Genomic DNA, 22,656 nt, shown 5'->3' with positions numbered 1-22,656 from the left:
GGCCGGGGCACGCTGTGACGGGAGGAGACGTCAGCGGGCGCGCGGGTGGGAGGTCGCGTACACGTCGCGGAGGGTGTCCGCCGTGACCAGCGTGTAGATCTGCGTCGTCGCGACGGACGAATGGCCGAGCAGCTCCTGCACGACCCGCACGTCCGCTCCCCCGGCCAGCAGGTGCGTGGCGAAGGAGTGGCGGAGGGTGTGCGGCGAGAGCTCCACGTCGAGCTTCGCTCTCTCGGCCGCCGCGCGGATGATGAGCCACACGTTCTGGCGCGACAGCCGCGCGCCGCGCACCCCGAGGAACAGGGCCGGGGTCGCCCGTCCCTTTGCCGACAGCACCGGGCGCGCCCGCACGAGGTACGCCGACACGGCCTCCTGCGCGTAGCTCCCGAGCGGCACGATGCGCTGCTTGCTGCCCTTGCCGGTCAGCCGCACGACGTCGGTGTCGATCACGTCGTCCACGTTGAGGCCGACGGCCTCGCTCACGCGCGCGCCGGTCGCGTACATGAGCTCGAGCAGCGCCTTGTCGCGCAGCGCCGCGACGTCGTCGCCGTCGGTCGCCGCCAGCAGCGCCGACACCTGCTCCACCGAGATCGCCTTCGGCAGCCGGCTCGGGAGCTTGGGCGGCCGCAGGTCGCGCGCCGCATCCACCTCGACCCGGCCCTCCTCGAGCAGGAACCGGTGGAAGCCGCGCACCGTCGACAGCATCCGGGCGAGAGAGGATGCGGTGAGCGGCGACTCCGCGCGCGTCCCGAGATGCAGGGCGAACGCCGACAGCGTCTGCGGGGCGACGGCGCGCACGTCCGCGATGCCCTCGCCCTCCAGCCAGTCGCTGTAGACGCTCAGGTCGCGGCGGTAGGCGGCGACAGTGTTGGCCGAGAGGCCGCGCTCGATGGCGACGTGCCTGAGGAAGGCTTGCGTCTCGGCCGCGACGGTCATCTCGACAGCTTGGGGTGACTCGGCCAGGGCTCGTTCGGGCCGCCGAGCGTGCTCCAGCCCCGCTCCCGCGCGGTACGAGCGGCGAGCAGGGCGATGATCAGCGGTGCGTTGTGCACCCGGTGCTCCAGGACCGCGTCCACGGCCTCGTCGAGGGGCACCCAGCGCACCTCGATGTCGGCCTCCTCCGCCTCGCGGGCGAACTCGGAGCCGGTGGAGCGGATGCCGCGCGCGAGGTAGATGCGGATCGACTCGTCGTTGCCGCCGGGGCTGGTGAACACGTCCGTCAGCACGTTCCACTCGTCGGCCTCGAGGTCGACCTCCTCGCCGAGTTCGCGCTGGGCCGCCGTCAACGGGTCCTCGCCGTCCTGGTCGAGCAGCCCGGCCGGGATCTCCCAGTCGCGGTGACGCACGGGGTGGCGGTACTGCCGGATGAGCAGCACGCGACCCTCGTCATCCATCACCAGGATGCCGACGGCGCCCGTGTGGTCGACGTACTCGCGGGTGATCTCGTCGCCGTTGTAGCGGAAGACGTCGCGGCGGACGTTCCAGATCTTGCCCTCGAACACCGTCTCGGACGAGACGATCTCCGGCCGGAAGGGCTGGTCGTTCAGCTCGGTAGCGGTGGTCTGCCGCATCGCGTCCTGGGCCATCAGACTTCGGCGACCATCTCGGCGTCCGCCTCGGCGACCTCGAACAGGAGGGCGGCCTTCTGGCGGTCGAGGGCGGCGCCGACGAGCCCGGCGAACAGCGGGTGAGCGCGGTTCGGACGCGAGCGGAGCTCGGGATGCGCCTGGGTGCCCACGTAGAACGGGTGCACGTCGCGCGGGAGCTCGACGTACTCCACCAGGTGCCCGTCCGGCGACGTGCCCGAGAACCACAGGCCCGCGTCGGCGATCTGCTCGCGGTAGTTGTTGTTGACCTCGTAGCGGTGGCGGTGCCGCTCGGACGCCTCGCTCGCGCCGTACAGCTCCGACACGATCGACCCCTCGGCGAGTGCCGCCGGGTAGAGGCCGAGGCGCATGGTGCCGCCCAGGTCACCGCCGGCGATGATGTCCACCTGCTCCGCCATGGTCGCGATCACGGGGAACTCGGTCTCCGGGTCGAACTCCGACGACGAGGCGCCCTCGAGGCCGGCCCCGTGCCGCGCGTACTCGATGACCATGCACTGCAGGCCGAGGCACAGGCCGAGCGCCGGGATGCCGTTTTCGCGGGCGAAGCGCAGCGCCCCGACCTTGCCCTCGATGCCGCGCACGCCGAACCCGCCGGGCACGCAGATCGCGTCGACATCGCTCAGCTGGTGCGCGGCGCCCTCCGGCGTCTGGGCCTCGTCGGAGGCGATCCACTTCAGCTTCACCTTGGTGCGGTGGGCGAACCCGCCCGCACGGAGGGCCTCGGTGACCGAGAGGTAGGCGTCGGGCAGGTCGATGTACTTGCCGACGAGGCCGATGGTGACCTCGTGCTTGGGCTCGTGCACCGCCTCCAGCAGCCGGGCCCAGCCGTTCCAGTCGACGTCGCCTGCCTTGTCGAGGCCGAGCTGGTCGATGATGTACGCGTCGAGCCCCTGCTCGTGCAGCATGGTGGGGATGTCGTAGATGCTCGGCACGTCGACCGCGTTCACGACGGCCTGCTCGTCCACGTCGCACATCAGCGCGATCTTGCGCTTGTTGCTCTCGGAGACGGGGCGGTCGCTGCGGAGCACGAGCGCGTCCGGCTGGATGCCGATGGAGCGGAGGGCGGCGACGGAGTGCTGGGTCGGCTTGGTCTTCTGCTCGCCGGAGGCGTTCATGAACGGCACCAGCGAGACGTGCACGAAGAAGCAGTTCTTGCGGCCGAGCTCGTGCCGCACCTGGCGGGCGGACTCGATGAACGGCTGCGATTCGATGTCGCCGACCGTCCCGCCGATCTCGGTGATGATGACGTCGGGCGCGGGCTCGCCGTCCGGTCCGGGCTGCGCCTGTAGCCGCATCCGGCGCTTGATCTCGTCGGTGATGTGCGGGATCACCTGCACCGTGTCGCCGAGGTACTCGCCGCGGCGCTCCTTGGCGATCACGTTGGAGTAGATCTGCCCGGTGGTGACGTTCGCCGACTGCCCGAGGTTGATGTCGAGGAAGCGCTCGTAGTGCCCGATGTCGAGGTCGGTCTCCGCGCCGTCGTCGGTGACGAAGACCTCGCCGTGCTGGAACGGGTTCATCGTGCCCGGGTCCACGTTGAGGTAAGGGTCGAGCTTCTGCATGACCACGCGGAGTCCGCGCGCCGTCAGAAGGTTGCCGAGAGAGGCCGCCGTCAGGCCCTTGCCCAACGAAGAAACGACACCACCTGTCACGAAGATGTGCTTGGTAGTGCCGTTGGCTGTGTTTTTGACGTTTTCAAGGCCCGCGTCTGAATAATCCACCACGGGCTTGTAGCTTATCACCGGCTGAGGCCCGCTCTGACGCCCGCCGTCGTGTCGGACGCTCACTGGCGCGCCGCGGACGCCATGTCGACCAGCTCGCGGGCGTGCGCGAGGCCCGACTCGGAGTCGGGCAGGCCCGAGAGCAGGCGCGCCATCTCGGCGATCCGCTCGTCACCGTCGAGGCGGCGGACGCTGGAGGCGGTGACCGCGCCGTCGCTGCCCTTCACCACGGTGAGGTGGTTGGTGGCGAAGGCCGCGACCTGCGCGAGGTGCGTCACCACGATGACCTGCGCGGACTCGGCGAGCCGGGCCAGGCGGCGGCCGATCTCGATGGCGGAGGCTCCGCCGACGCCGGCGTCGACCTCGTCGAAGATGAACGTCGGCACGGGGTCGCTGCCCGCGATGACGACCTCGATCGCGAGCATCACGCGCGAGAGTTCGCCGCCGGAGGCGCCCTTTCCGAGCGGTCGCGGCTCGGCGCCGGGATGCGACTGCAGCAGGATGGCGACCTGGTCGCATCCACTCAGGGTGTAGGAGCTGAGGTCGTCGACGGCTCGCTGGGTGACCTCGACGACGATGCGGGCGTCCGGCATGGCCAGGGCGGAGAGCTCGTCGCTCACGGCCTCGGAGAGCCGCGCGGCGGCCGCGGTGCGCTCGGCGCTGAGGCCGGCGGCCAGCTCGCGGACCAGGGCCGCGTCCTCCTCGACCTCGCGGGTCAGCTCGCCGATGCGGTCGGCGTCGCCGTCGAGTTCGAGGAGCCGCAGGCTTCCCGTCTCGAGCGTGCGGATGACGTCGTCGAGCGTCGGCCCGTACTTGCGGAGGAGCCCCGCCAGCTCGGCGCGGCGCTCCTGCACGACCTCCAGTTCGAGCGCGCCGTCGGCGTCGAGGGCGGCGAGATACGTTGAGAGCTGCGCCGCGATGTCGGAGATCAGGTAGTTGGCCTCGGCGACGGACTCCGCCAGCGGCTGCAGGGCGCTGTCGTGCGGCGCGACCCGCTCGAGCTGGCGGCGGGCGCCGTCGAGCAGCCCGAGCGCATCCGCGCCCTCCGACTCCTCGGCGCTCAGCAGTTCGCGGGCGGCGGCGGCCGCCAGGCGCAGGTCTTCGAGATTGGTGAGGCGTTCGGCCCGTTCGGCGAGCTGGTCGTCTTCGCCGGGCTGGGGCGCCACGGACTCGATCTCGGCCATCGCGACGCGGAGGTCGTCGGCTTCGCGGGCGCGTCGCTCCTGGTCGGCGACCAGCTCGTCGAGCTCGGCCCGGTTGTCGCGCCAGCGGTGGTACACCTGCTCGTACGTCGCGAGCGCCTCGCCGAAAGCGGGCCCGGCGAACCGGTCGAGCGCCGCGCGCTGAGCGACGGCGGAACGGAGGCGGATCTGGTCGGACTGCCCGTGCACCACGACCAGCTGCTCCCCCAGCTCGGTCAGCACCGCGATGGGCGCGCTGCGGCCGCCGACGACCGCCCGCGAGCGGCCCTCCGCCGACACGGAACGGCTGAGCACGAGCTCCGCCTCGCGCTTGTCGATGGGATCGACGTCTCCCCCGGCGTCGCGGACGCGCTCGACCACGTCGCCGGACGACGGCACGCGCCAGCGTCCCTCGACCCACGCCTGCGGGCTGCCGAGGCGCACGGCACCCGTGTCGGCGCGCTCGCCGAGCAGCAGCCCCAGCGCCGACACGACCATGGTCTTGCCCGCACCGGTCTCGCCGGTGATCGCCGTGAAGCCCGTCCCGAGCGGGAGGGAGGCGTCGGCGATGACGCCCAGGTCTTTGATCGAGATCTCCTCGATGCCTCCGCGCACGTCAGTCACGACCGGCCGGCCCCCTCCATCCCGTGACGGGAAGGTTGAACTTGTGCACCAGCCGGTCGGTGAACGGCCCCGGGTGCAGACGGGCGAGCCGCACCGGGATGGGCGACCGCCGCACCACGACGCGGGCGCCGCGCGGCAGATCGAACGGACGCCGGCCGTCGCACCACAGGATGCCCGCCCCGCCCGCCCGGTCGAGCAGTTCGACGGCGAGCGACGAGTCGGCGTCCACGACGAGCGGACGCGAGAACAGCGCGTGCGCGCTCAGCGGCACGAGCAGCAGCGCGGCGACGCCCGGCCAGACCACCGGCCCGCCCGCGGAGAACGAGTACGCCGTGGACCCGGTCGGCGTCGACATGACCACGCCGTCGCAGCCGAAGCTCGACATCGGGCGGCCGTCGACCTCGATGACGACCTCGAGCATCCGCTCGCGGCTGGCCTTCTCGACCGTCGCCTCGTTGAGCGCCCAGCTCTCGTAGACGACCTCCCGGCCCACCTTCACCCGGGCGGAGAGCGTCATGCGCTCCTCCACCTCGTAGTCCTTCGCCAGGCCGCGCGCGATCGCGGTCTCGAGGTCGTCGCGCTCGCTCTCGGCGAGGAAGCCCACGTGGCCGAGGTTGACGCCCAGCAGCGGCGCCGAGCATCCGCGCACCAGCTCTGCCGCACGCAGGATGGTGCCGTCGCCGCCGAGCACGATCACCAGCTCCAGCTCGCTCGGGGCGACGTCGTCGCCGAGCACCGCCACCGCGTCGAGGGAGGGATCGGCCTGGAGCAGGTCCCTCCGCTCGTCGGCGCTGAGCACCGGGACGACACCCGCGTCGAGCAGCTGCCGGGCGGCCCGGACACCCGCCTCGAGGGAGTCTTCACGACCGGTGTGCGCGACGACGAGGATGTACCGCGTCGCTGCACCCATCGGTGTCACGTCGTCTCCTCTCGAAAGCCGTCCTCCCATTCTGTCTGGTTTCTCGACTTTCACGAGGCCAGGGGCCGGGTTTGTGGAGAACGTTCACCTAGCGCGAAAGTCGGACGACCTCATCCCGCAGGCCCGACGGGTCCGGAGCACCCGACCGGCACCAGGCGAGGAACTCGCGGTTGCCGTGGCCGCCGGCGATGGGCGACGCGATCAGCCCGGCCGTCCCCAGTCCCGCGTCGTGGGCTGCCCAGAGCACGTCCGAGATGGCGCCGGCGCGCAGCCCCGCGTCCCGCACCACGCCCTCGCGGATGCCCTGCCGGCCCACCTCGAACTGCGGTTTGATCAGAAGCACGAAGTCCGCGCCGCGCGACGCCGTCGCCACCAGCGCGGGAAGCACCTGCGTGAGCGAGATGAACGACAGGTCGCCGACGACGAGATCCGGCCGGACCTGGTCGCCCGTCAGCCCGGCGAGCGCCTCGGCCGACAGCGAGCGGACGTTGACGCCCTCGTACGACTCCAGCCGCTGCTCCCCGGCGAGCGCAGGCGACAGCTGCCCGTGGCCGACGTCGACCGCGATCACCCGCGCCGCGCCGCGCTCCAGCAGCACCTGGCTGAAACCGCCGGTGGATGCTCCCGCGTCCAGAGCGACGCGGCCCGCCGGGTCGACCCCGAACTCATCCAGCGCGGCGATCAGCTTGTGCGCGCCGCGGCTCACGTAGTGGTCGGCGCCGGCGACCCGGACGTCCTGCGACTCGGACACCTTGAGGGATGCACGCACCGCGGGGCGCCCATCCACCGTGACGAGGCCCTCCGCGATCAGGGCCGCCGCGTGCGACCGCGAGCGGGCAAGCCCCAGCTCGGCCAGCGCCACGTCGAGGCGGCGCTCAGCCCCGGCCATGCTCGTCGTCGCCCTCCAGGGTGCGGCGGAGCTGCTCGTGCAGCTGGGCGTACGCGTCCGCGCGCGCGGCGAGCGGCTGCTCCTCGATCACGTCGAGGCGGGCGACGAGTGCCTCCTCGCCTGGGCCCTGCGATTCATCCGACATGGTCCCACCGTACGTCAGCGCGTCAGGCGACGAAGACACCCGCGAGCGTCTTCTTGCCGCGTCGCAGCACCACCATGTCGCCGGGGAGCACTTCGGCGCCGATGAGCTGCTCGGCGTCCTCGACCTTCGCGTTGTTGACGTAGACACCGCCCTGGGCGACGGCGCGGCGCGCCTCCCCCAGGCTCGACGTCAGCCCGGTGTCGACGAGCACCTGGGCGACGGTGGCCGACGGCTCCGTGGTCGTGGTGTTCGGCAGCTCCCGCAGCGCGGCCTCGAGGGTCGCCGCGTCGAGCTCCGCCAGCTCGCCCTGGCCGAACAGGGCCTGGGATGCGGCGATCACCGCCTCCGTCGCCGCCTCGCCGTGCACCAGAGCCGTCACGTCATAGGCGAGCCTGCGCTGCGCCTCGCGCCGGAACGGCTCGTCGGCCACCTTCTGGGCGTACTCGGCGATCTGGTCCCGGGTGAGGAACGTGAAGATCTTCAGGCGCTCGATCACATCGGCGTCATCGGTGTTGAGCCAGAACTGGTAGAACGCGTACGGGCTGGTCATCGCCGCATCGATCCAGATGGCGTTGCCCTCGCTCTTGCCGAACTTGGTGCCGTCGCTGTTGGTGATCAGCGGCGTCCCGATCGCGTGGACGTGCGCGCCCTCGACCTTGCGGATGAGCTCGGTGCCGCTGGTCAGGTTGCCCCACTGGTCGCTGCCGCCGGTCTGCAGCACGCAGCCGTACTGCCGGTAGAGCTCGAGGAAGTCGAGCCCCTGCAGGATCTGATAGCTGAACTCGGTGTACGAGATGCCCTCGTCCGAGTTGAGTCGCGCGGCGACCGCATCCTTCTTCAGCATGGTGCCGACGCGGAAGTGCTTGCCGATCTCGCGGAGAAAGTCGATGGCCGAGAGCGGTGCGGTCCAGTCGAGGTTGTTGACAAGGCGCGCGGCGTTCTCCCCTCGAAGGACAGGTACTTCGAGACCTGCTCCTGGAGCGATCGGACCCACCCGGCGACGGTCTCGCGCGTGTTCAGCGTCCGCTCCGCGGTTGGGCGCGGGTCGCCGATGAGACCAGTCGACCCCCGACCAGGCCGAGCGGCTTGTGTCCGGCGAGCTGCAGTCGGCGCAGGGTCAGCAGCTGTACGAGATGGCCGAGGTGGAGGCTGGCCGCGGTGGGGTCGAACCCGCAGTAATACGTGATCGGCTCGCCGGCCAGGAGCTCCTTGAGGGCGGTTTCATCCGTCGAGACGTGGATGAGGCCGCGCCATTTCAGCTCGTCCCAGACGTCGTCGAAGGACGCGTCGTTGGTCTGCGCGGTCAGGCTCTGCGCGCGTGCGGTGGCGGTTTCGGACACCCGTTCAGAGTAGCAGCGGCGAGGGGAGGCGCCCCGGTGGCGATCAGGGCTCTAGGCCTGATTTGGCTCGTATCAGGGCGGCAGACCTGATATTGTAGGAATCAGGCCCAGGGCCCTGATGGGAGGAAAGGGATGTTCGTCATCACCGCGGATCAGGTCGACAGCCGGCACCGTGACGACATCGTCACACCCGCGCTCGCCTCCATCCACGACCGCTACGGCTCCCGGCTCGCCCTCCCTCCCGACCGCAACGCCGGCGACGAGCTCCAGGTGCTGACGGCGGACGCGGCGACCGCCCTCGACCTCGTCCTCTCCCTCACCCGGGAGGCCGCCTGGAGCGTCGGCGTCGGGATCGGCAGCGTGCGGCGGCCGCTGCCCGACCAGACCCGGGAGGCGACGGGCGACGCCTTCGTGGCCGCCCGCGCCGCGGTCACCCGCGCCAAGCGCAACCCGTCGCGGCTCGCCGTCGAAGCGCTGCTGGAGCCCGAGCCCGCGACGGATGCGGAGGCGCTGCTCGCCCTCCTGCTCACCCTGAGGGAGCGGCGCACCGCGGCCGGGTGGGAGCTCTACGACCTCCTCGCCTCGGGGCTGACCCAGGCGGAGGCGGGCGCACGATTGGGCATCACCCCGCAGTCGGTCAGCGACCGGGCCCGCGCCGCGGACCTGCGGGCCGAGCTCGCCGCGATCCCGGCCCTCGCTAGGCTGTTGGAACGCGCCGACGCCGCCCAGACCGGAGCCGCCGGCTCGGAGGAGGACGCATGATCACCTGGCCGCCGGCGCCGGTACTGCTGAGTCAGCTCGTCCCGCACGCCCTCTGGGCCTCGGCGCTGCTCCTGCTGCTGGCCTCCCTCGGCTGCATCGTCGCGACGCTGCGCACGCCGCGGCGCCCGCTCGTGTACTGCGCGGTCGGGCTGCTCGCCCTGGCGGTCATCGTCGTGCTCGTGCCGGCGCACCACGCCCCGCTCCCCTATCGCGTGCTCATCGGCATCGTCGCGCTGGCACTCGCCGTGCTCGGCGGCTGGCCGGCATCACAGCTCGCCCTCACCCTGGCGACGCGCAGCACGACCGTGCCGAGCCCGCACGGCGGCATCTTCGTGGCCGCCGTCACCCCGTCGGGCGAGCCCACCACCCGCGAAGTGCTGCGCGGTGGGACCGCCATCGGCATCCTGGAGCGCCTCGCCGCTGCCGGCACGATCATGGCCGGATTCCCCGAAGGCCTCGCCGTGCTCATCGCGATCAAGGGCGTCGGGCGCTTCACCGAGCTGGAGGAGGCGGAGGCGCGCGAGCGGTTCATCATCGGCACGCTCACCAGCATCATCTGGGCGTGCGCCTGCGCGGGCGTCTACCGCATCGTCGCGGGCTGAGCCGCTCGTCGGGTCGCGCACCGGCGTCGCGCACCGGTACGTCGGTGCGTTCGCGTCAGTCGCCGGACTTCGGGTGCCGCTTGTACGGCGAGACCGTCGGATCGCCCGGCAGCCAGTAGCGCCACGGGAACGCCAGGCCGCCGCCGGCGCCCGAGACGCCCGTGCGCGGGCCGGTCACGTACTCGGCCTGCTGAGCCGGCAGCTCGAGGTCGAACGGCGGCGCGAACAGGTCCGACCCGTCGTCGGCGAGGCTCATCCCCGCGGCGACCACGAGCCGGGCCGGGCCGCGGGCGAGGTCGCGGTGCGGGATGCGGCGGCCGCTCGTTCCGACGCGCCGCTGCTCGGCGAGCTCCTCGCCCTCGACGACCTCGGCTCCGCGCAGCAGCACGGCGGACGCCTCCCCTCCGGCGAGCAGACGATGTTGGCACAGACGTGCATCCCGTACGTGAAGTACGTGTAGACGTGCCCGGGTGGCCCGTACATGACCGCATTGCGCTTGGTGCGGCCGCGGAAGGCGTGCGACCCGGGGTCGAGGCCGTCTCCGATGTACGCCTCCACCTCGGTGATCCGCAGCGCGACCAGACCCTCCGGGGAGTCGTGCCGCAGCACGGCCCCGAGCAGCCGCGGTGCGACCTCCAGCGAGGACGCCAGGAACTCGTCGCGCGCGGGTCGGTACAGGCTCACGTCAGAAGATCCGGCCGCCCAGAGCCACGGTCACGATGAGGCCGATTACGACCACGGCGACGGCCACGGCGACGACGACCGGGATGATCCAGGGCCGTTTCCGCTCCGGCTCGAAGCGCGCCATCAGACGAGGTCCCGTCGCGATGCGTGCAGGCCGAGGGCGGCCTTGCGCACGTGATCGGTGAGGGCCGCGAGCTGCTCCGCGACGCGGTCCGGGGCCGTCCCGCCGACACCGTCGCGGCTGGCGACCGACCCCTCGACGGACAGCACCGAGCGCACCTCCGGCGTGAGGAGGGGGAGATGGCGGCGAGCTGCTCGTCGGAGACCTCGTGCAGTTCCACGCCGTTCTCCTCCGCCACACGCACCAGGGCGCCGCTGAGTTCGTGCGCCGTGCGGAACGGGACGTGCTGCTTGACCAGCCACTCCGCCACATCCGTCGCCAGCGAGAAGCCCTGCGGGGCGAGCTCCGCCATCCGCTCGGTGTGGAAGCGGAGCGTCGCGACCATCCCGGTGAACGCCGGCAGCACCAGTTCGAGCGTGCGCACCGAATCGAACACCGGCTCCTTGTCCTCCTGCAGGTCGCGGTTGTACGCGAGCGGCAGGCCCTTCAGCGTGGTGAGGAGGCCCGTGGCGTTGCCGATCAGCCGCCCCGCCTTACCGCGCGCGAGCTCGGCGATGTCGGGGTTCTTCTTCTGCGGCATGATCGACGATCCGGTCGAGTAGCCGTCGTCCAGCGTGACGAAGCCGAACTCCCGCGTGTTCCAGAGGATGATCTCCTCGGCGAAGCGGGAGAGGTCGACCCCGATCTGGGCGGCGACGAAGGCGAACTCGGCCACCACATCCCGGGCCGCCGTCCCGTCGATCGAGTTCTCGGAGCTGCGCGCGAAGCCGAGCTCGCGGGCGACCAGGAGCGGATCGAGGCCGAGCGTCGACCCGGCGAGCGCTCCCGAACCGTAGGGCGACACGTTGGCGCGCTTGTCCCAGTCGGCCAGGCGTTCCAGGTCGCGGACCAGGGGCCAGCAGTGCGCGAGCAGGTGGTGCGCGAGCAGCACCGGCTGGGCGTGCTGCAGGTGCGTGCGTCCCGGCATCACGGCGGTGGGATGCGCGCCCGCCTGCGACGCGATGGCGTCGACGAGGGCGATGAGCTGCTCGGCGATCACCCCGGCGTGGTCGCGGAGGTACAGCCGGATGAGCGTGGCGATCTGGTCGTTGCGGCTGCGGCCGGCGCGCAGCTTGCCGCCGAGCTCCGCGCCCGCCCGCTCGATCAGTCCGCGCTCCAGGGCGCCGTGCACGTCCTCGTCCGTCTCGGCCGCGACGAACGCGCCGGAGGCGACATCCGCGTCGAGCGCGTCGAGCGCCGACAGCATCCCGTCGAGCTCGTCCGCGGTCAGGTAGCCGGCCGCGGCGAGCGCCCGGGCGTGGGCGCGGGAGCCGGCGATGTCGTAGGCGGCGAGTTCCCAGTCGAAGTGCGTGGACTTGCTGAGCGCCGCCAGCGCGGGCGACGGTCCTCCGGCGAACCGGCCGCCCCAGAGCGAGCCCTCGCCCGTCTTTCCGCCGGTGTTCGCGGTCATGCGCCCGCCTCCTCGTTCTTCGCGAGCAACCAGGCGAGCAGCGCCTTCTGCGCGTGCAGGCGGTTCTCGGCCTCGTCCCAGATGACCGACTGCGGGCCGTCCAGAACGTCCGCGCTGACCTCGTAGCCGCGATAGGCAGGCAGGCAGTGCAGGAAGATCGCGTCCGCGGCGGCGAGGCCCATCAGGCGCGTGTCGACGGTGTAGTCGCCGAAGACGGCGACCCGCTCCGCCTTCTCGTCCTCCTTGCCCATCGACACCCAGGTGTCGGTGACCATCACGTCGGCGCCGGCCGCGGCCTCCGCCGGGTCGGTGGTGACCGTGACCGAGCCGCCGGTCCGCTCCGCGATGGCGCGGGCGTCGGCGACGAACCGCTCGTCGGGGGCGTACGCGGCGGGGGCCGCGATGCGCACGTGCATGCCGGCGGTCGCGCCGCCCAGCAGGTACGAGTGCGCCATGTTGTTGGCGCCGTCGCCGAAGTAGCTCATGGTCAGGCCCTCGGTGCGGCCCTTGTGCTCGCGCACGGTGAGCAGGTCGGCGAGGATCTGGCAGGGGTGGAAGTCGTCCGACAGCGCATTCACCACCGGCACCCGGGTGCCCTCGGCCATCTCCTCCAGCCCCTTCTGGGCGTAGGTGCGCCAGACGATCGCCGCGACCATCCGCTCCAGCACGCGGGCGGTGTCGGCCAGCGACTCCTTGCCGCCGAGCTGGCTCTCGCCGCTCTGGATGATCAGCGGCGAGCCGCCCAGGTCGGCGATCCCGACGGCGAACGAGACGCGCGTGCGGGTGGACGTCTTGTCGAAGATGACCGCGACGGTCTGCGGGCCCGCGAGGGCTTCGCCGAGAACCGGTCGGCCTTGAGGTCGGCGGCGAGCTGCAGCACCTCGGCCTGTTCGGCGGGCGAGAGGTCGTCGTCGCGGAGGAAGTGCCGGGTCATGCTGCCCGCCCTTTCATGGTGCTCGGGATGCGGTCGGAGGTCAGACGGTGTCGAGGGCGCGGCCGAAGCGCTCGCGGAAGTCGGCGAGCTCGGCGTCGCCGATGATCAGCGGGGGCGCCAGGCGGATGCTGGACTCGTTGGGCGCATTGATGATCAGCCCCTGCTTCAGGGCCGCGTCGGAGAGGCGGTGCGCCTCGCCCTCGGTCAGCCCGATGCCGATCAGCAGGCCGTGGCCACGCACCTCGCCGATCAGCGGGGAGTCGTACGAGCGGATGATCCGCTTGAGCTCCTCGCCCCGGCGGGCGGCGTTGCCGACCAGATCGGAGCGCTCGATCTCGGCCAGCACCGCGTTGCCCGCCGCCGTGGCGAGCGGGTTGCCGCCGAACGTCGAGCCGTGCTGCCCCTGGGTGAACAGGTCGGACGCCCAGCCGAAGGTGACCAGCGCGCCGATCGGCACGCCGCCGGCCATGCCCTTGGCGACCGTCACGGCGTCCGGGAGGATGCCGTCGTGCTGGTACGCGAACCACTCGCCCGTGCGTCCGACTCCGGTCTGGATCTCGTCCACGATCAGCAGCGCGCCGTGCTGCTCCGTCAGCTCCCGGGCCCGCTTCATGAATCCCGAGGGAAGGTCGAGCACGCCCGCCTCGCCCTTGATCGGCTCCAGGAACAGCGCCGCGACCCGGTCGTCGATGGCCGCCTCGAGCGCCTCGATGGTGGAGTCGATGTGCACGACGCCGCCGGGCAGCGGTTCGAACGCCTCGCGCATCGGCGGCTTCCCGGTGAGCGCGAGGGATCCCATGGTGCGGCCGTGGAACGCGTTGTGCAGCGCGAGCACGCGGGTGCGGCGCCCGTGCGGGCCGCGGTTGAGCCGCGCGAGCTTGAACGCCGCCTCGTTCGCCTCTGCGCCCGAATTGCCGAACAGGACACGGCCGCGCTCCCCCGCCCCGGTGATGGTGCGCAGACGCTCGGCGAGCTCCAGCTGCGGCGGGGTCGAGAAGTAGTTCGAGACGTGGGCGAGCGTCGCGACCTGCCTGCTCACCGCCGCGACGAGGGCAGGATGCGCGTGCCCGAGGGCGTTCACGGCGATGCCCGCCAGGAAGTCGAGGTACTCGTTGCCGTCGACGTCCCACACGCGGGCGCCCTCCCCACGGACCAGCATCAGCTTGGGCGTCGCGAGGGTCCGCATGATGGCCTCGGTGAACGGCGCACGCCAGGCGCCCTCCCGCCAGCGTTCCGGATCCGTCCCGGTCTGCGTGTTCTCCAGCGCCTCGTTCACGCGGGCACCACCTCCGTCCCGATCCCGGACTGCGTGAACACCTCGAGCAGAATCGAGTGCGGCACCCGTCCGTCGATGATCGCCGCCTTCGCCACTCCCCCGTCGACCGCATCCAGGCAGGCCGACATCTTGGGGATCATGCCCGACTCGAGCGACGGCAGCAGCGCGCGCAGGTCGTCTGCGCCGATCTCCGACAGCAGCGAGTCGCGGTTCGGCCAGTCGCTGTACAGCCCGGCCACGTCCGTGAGGATGACCAGCTTGGACGCGCCCAACGCGACGGCGAGGGCAGCCGCGGCGGCATCCGCGTTCACGTTGAGCGCCTGACCGGCGTCGTCGATGTCGGGTGCGATCGACGACACGACGGGGATGCGGCCCGCCGCAAGCTGCGCGAGCACCGCCTCCGGGTCCACGGCCACCACGTCGCCGACGAGGCCGAGGTCGACCTCCTCGCCGTCGATCACGGCCGCGCGCCGACGGCCCTGGAAGAGCCCGGCGTCCTCGCCGGAGATGCCCGCCGCGAGCGGACCGTGCTTGTTGATATTGCCGACGATGTCGCGGTTGATCTGCCCGGTGAGCACCATGCGCACCACATCCATCGCCTCGGGGGTGGTCACCCGGTAGCCGCCGCGGAACTCCGACGCGATGCCCAGTCGGTCGAGCATCGCAGAGATCTGCGGGCCGCCGCCGTGCACCACCACCGGGCGGATGCCGGCGTACCGGAGGTACACCATGTCCTCGGCGAAGGTGCGCTGCAGTTCTTCGCTGACCATGGCGTTGCCGCCGAACTTCACCACGATGATCCGGTCGTGGAACGTCTTCAGCCAGGGCAGCGACTCGATGAGCGTCGCGGCCTTCGCCGCGGCCGCCCGGTGATCGGCGGCCTGTTCGGCGGCCTCGTCGGCGGCCTGTTCGGTCAGCTGTTCCCTCATGTCTGCCGTCATCAGCTGGCGTACGCGCTGTTCTCGTGCACGTAGTCGTGGGTGAGGTCGTTGGTCAGGATGGTCGCGGTCTCGTCGCCCGCGTGCAGGTCGATCAGCACGTGGACGTTGCGCGGCGTGAGGTCGACGAGGTCGCGCGGCTGGTCCGGCTCGCCCGCCGTGCACACCTGCACCCCGTTGATGGCGACATCGATGCCGTACGGGTCGAACGCGGCGTCCGTCGTGCCGACCGCCGCCAGCACCCGGCCCCAGTTGGGGTCGTTGCCGAAGATCGCGGCCTTGAAGAGGTTGCTGCGTGAGACGGCGCGGCCCACCTCCACGGCGTCGCCCTCGGTCGCGGCGTTGACGACCTCGATCGCCACATCGTGCGAGGCCCCCTCGGCGTCGGCCTGCAGCTGCTCCGCCAGATCGCGGCACACGCCGGTGAGCGCACGGGCGAAGTCGGCCTCGTCCGGCTCGACGCCGCTCGCGCCGGACCCGAGCAGGGCCACGGTGTCGTTGGTGGACATGCAGCCGTCGGAGTCGAGGCGGTCGAACGTGACCCGCGTCGCCGAGCGCAGAGCCCGGTCGAGCTGCTCGGAGGTGAGCTGCGCATCCGTCGTGATGACGACCAGCATGGTGGCGAGGCCCGGCGCGAGCATCCCGGCGCCCTTGGCCATGCCGCCGACCGTCCAGCCGTCAGGCGACCGGTACTCGGACTGCTTCGGGCGCGTGTCGGTCGTCATGATCGCCTCGGCGGCGCCCCGACCGGCGTCGGTCGCGAGCGCCGCGGCGGCGGAGGCGACCCCGCTCACGAGCTTGTCGACGGGCAGCTGCTCGCCGATCAGACCGGTCGAGCACACGAGCACATCCCCGCGGACACGCCCAGCTGCTCGGCGACGGCCTCGGCGGTGGCGTGCGTCGTCTGGAAACCCTGCGCGCCGGTGTAGCAGTTGGCCCCGCCGGAGTTGAGCACGATGGCGGAGACGACACCGTCGTGGATGACCTGCTCGCTCCACAGCACCGGGTTCGCCTTGCAGCGGTTGGTGGTGAACACGGCGGCCGCGGCGTTGAGCGGGCCGCGGTTCTGCACGAGGGCCAGGTCGCGGTTGCCGCTGGACTTGAGCCCGGCGACGACGCCCGCGGCGGCGAACCCGGCTGCAGAGGTGACACTCATGGGGCGACTCCGTTCACGGCCAGGCCGGCCGTCTCATCCAGGCCGAGGGCGATGTTGACCGACTGGATCGCCGCCCCGGCCGTCCCCTTGTAGAGGTTGTCGAGCGCGAGCACCGTCACGACGCGGCCGGCCGCCGCGTCGAGCGCGACGCCGATCAGCACGGTGTTGGCGCCGAGCACGTCGGCCGTGCGCGGCAGCGTTCCCGCGGGCAGCACGTGCACGAAGGGCTCGTCGGCGTAGGCGGCCTCCCAGGCGGCCTGCACCTGCTCGGCGGTCACCCCGGGCCTCACCTTGGCGGTGGAGGTGGCCAGGATGCCTCGAGCCATCGGCACGAGCACCGGCGTGAACGAGACGGTGGGCGCCGTCGCGCCCGTCTTGCGCAGGTTCTGCTGGATCTCGGGGATGTGGCGGTGCGTCCCGCCGACCCCGTACGGGTTGGCCGAACCGAGGATCTCGCTCGCCAGGTACATCGTCTTGAGCGACTTGCCGGCGCCCGACGGGCCGACGGCGAGGACGGCGACGATGTCGTCGGCGTCGATGAGCCCCGCGTGGATGCCCGGGGCGAGCGCCAGGGAGACGGCGCTCGCGTTGCAGCCAGGGGCCGCGATGCGGCGGGCCCCGATGAGTTCGCTGCGCTGCTTGACGTCGCCGCCGGCGAGCGGCAGCTCCGGCACGCCGTACGCCCAGGCGCCGTGGTGCTCGCCGCCGTAGAACGCGGCCCAGTCGGCGGCGTCCTCCAGCCGGTGGTCGGCGCCGCAGTCGACGACGACCGTCTCGTCCGGCAACTGCGCCGCGATCTCGCCCGAGGCGCCGTGCGGCAGGGCGAGGAAGACGACGTCGTGCCCGGCGAGGTTCGCCGCCGACGTCTCCTGCAGAGTGAGATGCGCGAGCGAGCGCAGGTGCGGCTGGTGCGCGATCAGCGGGTGACCCGCGTTCTGGTGCGCGGTGACGGTGCGGATCTCGAAGTCGGGGTGCCCGGCGAGGATCCGCAGCAGTTCACCGCCCGCGTATCCGGATGCGCCTGCGACGGCGACCGAGAAAGTCATGCTTGTTCCTTATTCGTGTGGACGACGGGAGTCTCGGCGACGGCGGCGCCCACGTCGATCCACACTGCGAGGACCGCCCGGAACGCCGCCTAGCTTCGGCGGTCGCGCAGGCGTCGGCGCAGGGCGCGGGCGGCGAACGCCGCACGCGACTGGTCGGTGCACCGGACGGAAAGCATGGGACAACCCTAGCGCGCCCGCCCCGGCCGCCGCCAAATCCGGGCCCACGTGCGTCCGCCGCCGTTCGTAACGTGCGCTGCGGGCGAGCAGCGGCGCATGATACGAACGACGGCGGACGGACGACAAGCGGAGGGGCGGCCCGGGCTACTCGCGGATCGTCGCGCCGAACAGCTCGCCAGCGCGCGCGGAGCCGGCCAGCTTGGCCTCGCTCGCCTCGGCCGCGGTGAGGGTGCGGTCGTCGGCCCGGAAGCGGAGCGCGAACGTCAGGCTCTTGTGGCCCTCGGGAAGGCCCGAGCCCCGGTAATCGTCGACGAGACGGATCTCTTCGAGCAGGGGGCCGGCGCCCTCGCGGACCGCGCGGAGCACCTCCCCCGCGGGGACGTCGGCGCCCACGACGAGCGAGAGGTCCTGCGTCGCGGCCGGGAAGCCGGCGATCACGCCCGCGACGATCTCGGCGGGCGCGATGCCGATGAGTGCGTCGAGGTCGAGCTCGAACACCGCGACGATCCGCGGGAGGTCGAGGTCGTGCGCGAGCGCGGGGAGCAGTTCGCCCGCGTAGCCGACCGGCACGCCGGATCCGTCGGCCGTGCGCGCGAGCAGGCGGGCGGTGCGGCCCGGGTGCATCGCCTGGTGGGCGGACTGCTCCAGGTCGACGGTGACGCCCACCGCGGCGGCCGTCTGGCGCACCATGTCGAGCGCGTCCACCAGGCCTGCCGCAGCGGCGGCCAGCCCGGGCTGCTTGCCGACGGTGTCACCGACCACGAGGCCCGCGAGGTGCCTCGGCTGGGCCGGGATGCCGGCGTTCAGCCCCGCGAGCACCTCGGCGCCGGGAAGGGCCGCGCCGGGCGGGAGCGTCTCGCTGCCGATCGACCCCTCCGCCGGACGGAACACCGTGCCGACCTCGTAGAGACGGAGGTCGACGAGGCCGCGCGCGAGGTTGCGCTTGGCCGCGTCCACCAGGCCGGGGAGCAGGGAGGCACGCAGGTACGGCGCCGTCGCGTCGAGCGGGTTCGCCAGGCGCACGGCGGGCACGTGGGCGGCGGCCTCGGCCTGACCGAAGAGGTCGTTCTGCGCCTCGTTCACGAACGGGAACGAGAGCACCTCGGTGGCGCCGTTGTCGGCGAGGATCTGGGCCGCCGCGCGGCGCAGCCGCTGCTCCCGGGTGAGACCGCGTCCGGGGGAGCCACAGGGAGGACGGACGGGATGCGGTCGTAGCCGACGATGCGGGCCACTTCCTCTGCCAGGTCGGACTTGTCGCGGAGGTCGGGACGCCAGGTCGGCGGAGCGACGAGCAGGCCGCCCTGGGTCTCCGTCACCGCGCCGCCGATCTCGGCGAGGGCGCCGCGGACCTCGTCCTCGGTGAAGTCGACCCCGACCAGGGAGGCGATGTAGCCGTCGGGCAGGTGGATCGCCTCGGCGGTCTCCGACGCGTCGAGCAGCGAACCGAGCCCGTCGGCGTGCCCGCCCGCGAGCTGCTCCAGCAGCTGGACCACCCGCGCAGCGGCGGCCACGGCGACCTGGGGGTCGACGCCGCGCTCGAAGCGCTTGGAGGCCTCGCTCGGCAGCTTGTGCCGGCGCGCGGTGCGTGCGATCGACACGGGGTCGAAGTTCGCCGCCTCGATGAGCACGTTGCGGGTGCCCGAGCCGATCTCGGTGGACGCGCCGCCCATGACGCCGGCGAGGCCGATCGCTCCGGAATCGTCGGAGATGACGAGGTCTTCGGGGTCGAGCGCTCGGGTCTGGTCGTCGAGGGTGACCAGCTTCTCGCCCGGCGTCGCGCGCCGGACGACGATGCCGCCCGAGAGCTTGTCGAGGTCGTAGCCGTGGATGGGCTGGCCGAGTTCGAGCATCACGTAGTTCGTGATGTCGACGATGAGCGAGATCGAGCGGATGCCGGCGAGCTTGAGGCGTGCGATCATCCACGCGGGCGTCGGGCGGCTGCCGTCGACGTCGCGGACGACGCGCGTGACGAACACGCTCGCGCCGACGCGGCCGCGGATGGGCGCCTGGTCGTCGACGGCGACGCTGAACCCGCTCGCGTGCTCGGCGGTCACCGGCACGGCGTCGGCGGGATCGCGGAAGGCAGCGCCGGTCGCGTGCGAGTACTCGCGGGCGATGCCGCGGATCGAGAAGGCGTAGCCCCGGTCGGGCGTGACGTTGACCTCGACGGCCGCATCGTCGAGCCCGAGCAGCGCGACCGCGTCGGTGCCGACCTCGGGGTCGAGCCCGAGCGTCGTCAACCGCAGGATGCCGTCGTGATCCTCGCCGAGACCGAGCTCGCGCGCCGACGCGATCATGCCGTCGGAGATGTGCCCGTACGTCTTGCGGGCTGCGATCGGGAACGGCCCGGGCAGCACGGCGCCCGGAAGGGTCACCACGACCTTGTCGCCCTCGAAGAAGTTGCGGGCGCCGCAGACGATGCCGCGCACATCCGCTCCGCCGTCGGCCGCCGTCGCACCTTCGGGCGCGACGCGCACCTGGCACCAGCGGATGGTCTTGCCGTTGCTCTGCGGCTCCTCGACGAACTCGAGCACCTGACCGACGACGATCGGACCGGCGAGGTCGAAGGTGTGGATGTCCTCCTCCTCGAGACCGACGGACACGAGGGCGGCGTGCACCTCCTCGGGCGTCGTGCCGGGTTCCAGGTCGACGAACTCGCCGAGCCAACTCAGGGGGACGCGCATCAGACCACCATTCCGAACTGCTGGGAGAACCGGACATCGCCCTCGGCCATGTCGCGCATGTCCTTGACGTCGTTGCGGAACATGAGGGCGCGCTCCACGCCCATCCCGAAGGCGAAGCCCGAGTAGACGTCGGGGTCGATCCCGGCGGAACGCAGGACGTTGGGGTTCACCATTCCGCAGCCGCCCCACTCGATCCAGCGGGCGCCGCCCGAGAAGGTGGGGTGCCAGAGGTCGAGCTCGGCGCTCGGCTCGGTGAACGGGAAGTAGTTGGGGCGCAGGCGCACCCGTGCCTCGTCGCCGAACAGCGTCTTCACGAAGTGATCGAGGGTGCCGCGGAGGTGGGCCATGGTGAGGCCCTTGTCGACGGCGATGCCCTCGGTCTGCGTGAAGACGGGGAGGTGCGTTGCGTCGAACTCGTCGGTGCGGAACACGCGGCCGGGCGCGATGCGGTACACCGGCAGCTCGTCGCCCAGCAGGGCGCGCAGCTGCACCGGCGAAGTGTGCGTACGCAGCACCAGGTGGGAGTCGGTCGGCTCGACGAAGAAGGTGTCCTGCATCGCACGTGCCGGGTGGTCGGCGTCGAAGTTGAGGGCGTCGAAGTTGTACCACTCGCTCTCGAGCTCTGGGCCCTCTGCAACCTCCCAGCCCATGCCGACGAAGATGTCGGCGATGCGCTCCTGCAGCAGGCTGAGCGGGTGACGGGCGCCGGGCGTCCAGCGCGACGGCAGCGCGGTGACGTCGACCGTCTCGGCGGCGAGCTGCGCCGCCTCCTCCGCCGCCGCGATCTCGGCCTCCTTGGCCGCGAACGCCTGGGTCACGCGCGCACGCGCACCACCGACCAGCTTGCCGGCCGCGGCCTTCTGGTCGCCGGGCAGCGAACGGATGCTCGCGTTGAGCCGGGCGAGCGGCGAACCCTCCGCCGCGTGGTCATGGCGGACCGTCTTCAGCGCCGCCGAGTCGCGCGCCGCATCGATCGCGGCGAGAGCCGCGCCGACCGCCGCCTCGACCGCGGATTCGGTGATCTCCGTGGTATCTGACACGGTCACCAAGTCTAGTCGGCGCGCACGCCGCGTCCCGGCCGGGCGCCGATCTGTGGAGAGCGTCCCGGGATGTGGATGAGCGGCGTGGGTCAGGCGCGCTGCGCGAACGCCGACTCGTAGAGGCAGACCGACGCGGCCGTCGCGAGGTTCATCGACTCGGCCCGGCCGTAGATGGGGACGGTGACCACGCGATCCACCAGGGCCAGCAGGTCGTCGGCCAGACCCCGCGCCTCGTTTCCGAACACCCAGGCGGTCGGGCGCGCGAGCTCGCCGTCGCGGCGGGCGGCCAGGAGGTCCTCCCCTTGATGTCCGCGGCGAGCACTTGGAGGCCGGCGGAGTGGGCGCGGCCGATCGTGTCCTCGAGGTCCGCGCCGACCGCCACCGGGACGTGGAACAGCGAACCCGTGGTCGAGCGCACGACCTTCGGGTTGAACAGATCGACCGTGCGGCCGGTGAGCACGACGGCATCCGCCCCCGCCGAGTCGGCCGCCCGGATGATCGTGCCCGCGTTGCCCGGGTCGCGCACCTCCTCGAGAATGGCCACCAGCTTCGGCGAGCCGGTGAAGATCTCGCGGATCGACGTCGGGAACTGCCGGGCCACCGCGACGAAGCCCTGCGGCGTCACGGTGTCGGCCATCGCATCCAGCACATGCTCGCTGACGAACTCCACCTCGACGTCCGCGTCCGCCGAGGCGCGCGCGATCTCCGGGTAGCGCTCCAGCGCGGTGGGCGTCGCGAAGAGGTCGATGACGAGCTCGGGGCGGAAGGTGAGCGCCTCGGCGACGGCCTGCGGTCCTTCGAGCAGGAACAGCCCGGTCTCCGCACGCGCGTGGCGCTTGGCGAGCTTGGCGACGGCCCTGACGCGCGGCGAGCGCGGGTTGTCCAGCATGGCACCAGCATATGGGTGCGCTGAACCCTGCCGCCCCGGGTCTCGTGTTACAGGAAAGCGGATGGAGGCTGAACGATGAGGACACTGGTGAGGGCGACGTTGATCGCCGGCGGCGCTGCGGTCGCGCTCGTACTGGGGACGGCTGCGGCGGTGGCGGCGACCGGCGACGGCGGACTGGACGACCCACCGCGCATCGTGCAGCCGAGCAGCACGCCGTCGCAGGTGGTCGAGGATCGCACTCCGCGCCCCACCCCGGGCGACCTGCCCCCGGCGGTCCCCGTCGCACCGCCCACGGCCGACGACCACGGCGCTGACGACCCGGCCGCCCACGACGTCGGCGACGACCACGGCGCCGGCGACGACCACGGCGCCGGCGACGACCACGGCGCCGGCGACGACCAGGGCTCCGGCGACGACCACGGCTCCGGCGACGACCACGGCTCCGGCGGCCACGGCGCCGACGACTGACCC

At 72.1% G+C, this 22,656-nt stretch carries 15 protein-coding genes and 7 pseudogenes; 3 read left to right on the top strand and 19 right to left on the bottom strand.

The window, feature by feature from the left end; genetic code table 11:
- Positions 1-30: 30 nt before the first annotated feature.
- The 8 genes and pseudogenes from xerD to tyrS all read right to left on the bottom strand — a co-directional run bounded on the left by xerD (position 31) and on the right by tyrS (position 8,426).
- On the bottom strand, positions 31-936 hold the full coding sequence (gene xerD / locus ACQ86M_RS02340) for a site-specific tyrosine recombinase XerD (RefSeq protein WP_431246902.1): 906 nt from the start codon (positions 934-936) through the stop codon (positions 31-33).
- On the bottom strand, positions 933-1,586 hold the full coding sequence (locus ACQ86M_RS02335) for an NUDIX domain-containing protein (protein WP_431246901.1): 654 nt from the start codon (positions 1,584-1,586) through the stop codon (positions 933-935). The genes xerD and ACQ86M_RS02335 overlap by 4 nt, the downstream gene beginning before the upstream one ends.
- Positions 1,586-3,331: a CTP synthase gene (locus ACQ86M_RS02330; RefSeq protein ID WP_431247841.1), complete on the bottom strand. Its 1,746-nt coding sequence runs from the start codon at positions 3,329-3,331 to the stop codon at positions 1,586-1,588. Before ACQ86M_RS02330 ends, ACQ86M_RS02335 begins: the two co-directional genes overlap by 1 nt.
- A 59-nt stretch (positions 3,332-3,390) precedes the next feature.
- A complete protein-coding gene (gene recN / locus ACQ86M_RS02325) occupies positions 3,391-5,133 on the bottom strand; it encodes a DNA repair protein RecN (protein ID WP_431246900.1) in 1,743 nt (580 codons plus the stop codon).
- Positions 5,126-6,043 (bottom strand): NAD kinase, encoded by a 918-nt coding sequence (locus tag ACQ86M_RS02320; RefSeq protein WP_431221401.1) that lies wholly within the window; start codon positions 6,041-6,043, stop codon positions 5,126-5,128. The genes recN and ACQ86M_RS02320 overlap by 8 nt, the downstream gene beginning before the upstream one ends.
- 97 nt (positions 6,044-6,140) lie before the next feature.
- A complete protein-coding gene (locus ACQ86M_RS02315) occupies positions 6,141-6,941 on the bottom strand; it encodes a TlyA family RNA methyltransferase (RefSeq protein ID WP_431246899.1) in 801 nt (266 codons plus the stop codon).
- Positions 6,928-7,086: a hypothetical protein gene (locus ACQ86M_RS02310; RefSeq protein WP_431246898.1), complete on the bottom strand. Its 159-nt coding sequence runs from the start codon at positions 7,084-7,086 to the stop codon at positions 6,928-6,930. The genes ACQ86M_RS02315 and ACQ86M_RS02310 overlap by 14 nt, the downstream gene beginning before the upstream one ends.
- Before the next feature lie 22 nt (positions 7,087-7,108).
- Positions 7,109-8,426 (bottom strand): annotated as a pseudogene (tyrS, locus tag ACQ86M_RS02305) (tyrosine--tRNA ligase).
- A gap of 132 nt (positions 8,427-8,558) precedes the next feature.
- Here tyrS and ACQ86M_RS02300 point away from each other — a divergent pair.
- Positions 8,559-9,188, top strand: coding sequence for a DNA-binding protein (locus ACQ86M_RS02300; protein WP_431246897.1), 630 nt, complete (start codon positions 8,559-8,561; stop codon positions 9,186-9,188).
- On the top strand, positions 9,185-9,790 hold the full coding sequence (locus tag ACQ86M_RS02295) for a hypothetical protein (protein WP_431246896.1): 606 nt from the start codon (positions 9,185-9,187) through the stop codon (positions 9,788-9,790). The genes ACQ86M_RS02300 and ACQ86M_RS02295 overlap by 4 nt, the downstream gene beginning before the upstream one ends.
- A gap of 55 nt (positions 9,791-9,845) precedes the next feature.
- Here ACQ86M_RS02295 and ACQ86M_RS02290 read toward each other — a convergent pair.
- The 11 genes and pseudogenes from ACQ86M_RS02290 to ACQ86M_RS02240 form a co-directional block, all read right to left on the bottom strand.
- Positions 9,846-10,474: pseudogene (locus ACQ86M_RS02290) on the bottom strand (DNA-3-methyladenine glycosylase).
- 1 nt (position 10,475) lies between these two features.
- Positions 10,476-10,598 carry a hypothetical protein gene (locus ACQ86M_RS02285; protein ID WP_431220541.1) on the bottom strand — a complete coding sequence of 41 codons (123 nt, stop codon included), beginning with the start codon at positions 10,596-10,598 and terminating at the stop codon, positions 10,476-10,478.
- Positions 10,598-12,045: pseudogene (argH, locus tag ACQ86M_RS02280) on the bottom strand (argininosuccinate lyase). The gene ACQ86M_RS02285 and the pseudogene argH overlap by 1 nt, the downstream one beginning before the upstream one ends.
- Positions 12,042-12,979 (bottom strand): annotated as a pseudogene (argF, locus tag ACQ86M_RS02275) (ornithine carbamoyltransferase). Before argF ends, argH begins: the two co-directional pseudogenes overlap by 4 nt.
- 40 nt (positions 12,980-13,019) lie before the next feature.
- Positions 13,020-14,255, bottom strand: coding sequence for an acetylornithine transaminase (locus ACQ86M_RS02270; protein ID WP_431246895.1), 1,236 nt, complete (start codon positions 14,253-14,255; stop codon positions 13,020-13,022).
- Entirely contained in the window at positions 14,252-15,184 is a 933-nt protein-coding gene (argB, locus tag ACQ86M_RS02265) for an acetylglutamate kinase (protein WP_431246894.1), read from the bottom strand. The genes ACQ86M_RS02270 and argB overlap by 4 nt, the downstream gene beginning before the upstream one ends.
- Positions 15,185-15,195: 11 nt before the next feature.
- Positions 15,196-16,349, bottom strand: a pseudogene (gene argJ / locus ACQ86M_RS02260) (bifunctional glutamate N-acetyltransferase/amino-acid acetyltransferase ArgJ).
- Entirely contained in the window at positions 16,346-17,395 is a 1,050-nt protein-coding gene (argC, locus tag ACQ86M_RS02255; protein ID WP_431246893.1) for an N-acetyl-gamma-glutamyl-phosphate reductase, read from the bottom strand. The pseudogene argJ and the gene argC overlap by 4 nt, the downstream one beginning before the upstream one ends.
- A gap of 321 nt (positions 17,396-17,716) precedes the next feature.
- Positions 17,717-20,256, bottom strand: a pseudogene (gene pheT, locus ACQ86M_RS02250) (phenylalanine--tRNA ligase subunit beta).
- On the bottom strand, positions 20,256-21,296 hold the full coding sequence (gene pheS, locus ACQ86M_RS02245; RefSeq protein WP_431220535.1) for a phenylalanine--tRNA ligase subunit alpha: 1,041 nt from the start codon (positions 21,294-21,296) through the stop codon (positions 20,256-20,258). The pseudogene pheT and the gene pheS overlap by 1 nt, the downstream one beginning before the upstream one ends.
- Positions 21,297-21,385: 89 nt before the next feature.
- Positions 21,386-22,185 (bottom strand): annotated as a pseudogene (locus tag ACQ86M_RS02240) (TrmH family RNA methyltransferase).
- 75 nt (positions 22,186-22,260) lie between these two features.
- Between ACQ86M_RS02240 and ACQ86M_RS02235 the strand changes: the two are divergent.
- Complete coding sequence (locus ACQ86M_RS02235) at positions 22,261-22,653, top strand: hypothetical protein (RefSeq protein WP_431246892.1); 393 nt, start codon at positions 22,261-22,263, stop codon at positions 22,651-22,653.
- The last annotated feature ends 3 nt before the right edge of the window (positions 22,654-22,656 follow it).

This window comes from Leifsonia xyli subsp. cynodontis (assembly GCF_050632205.1).
GTDB classification, from domain to species: domain Bacteria; phylum Actinomycetota; class Actinomycetes; order Actinomycetales; family Microbacteriaceae; genus Leifsonia; species Leifsonia xyli_D.
This window is presented reverse-complemented; position numbering and strand designations above follow the sequence as displayed.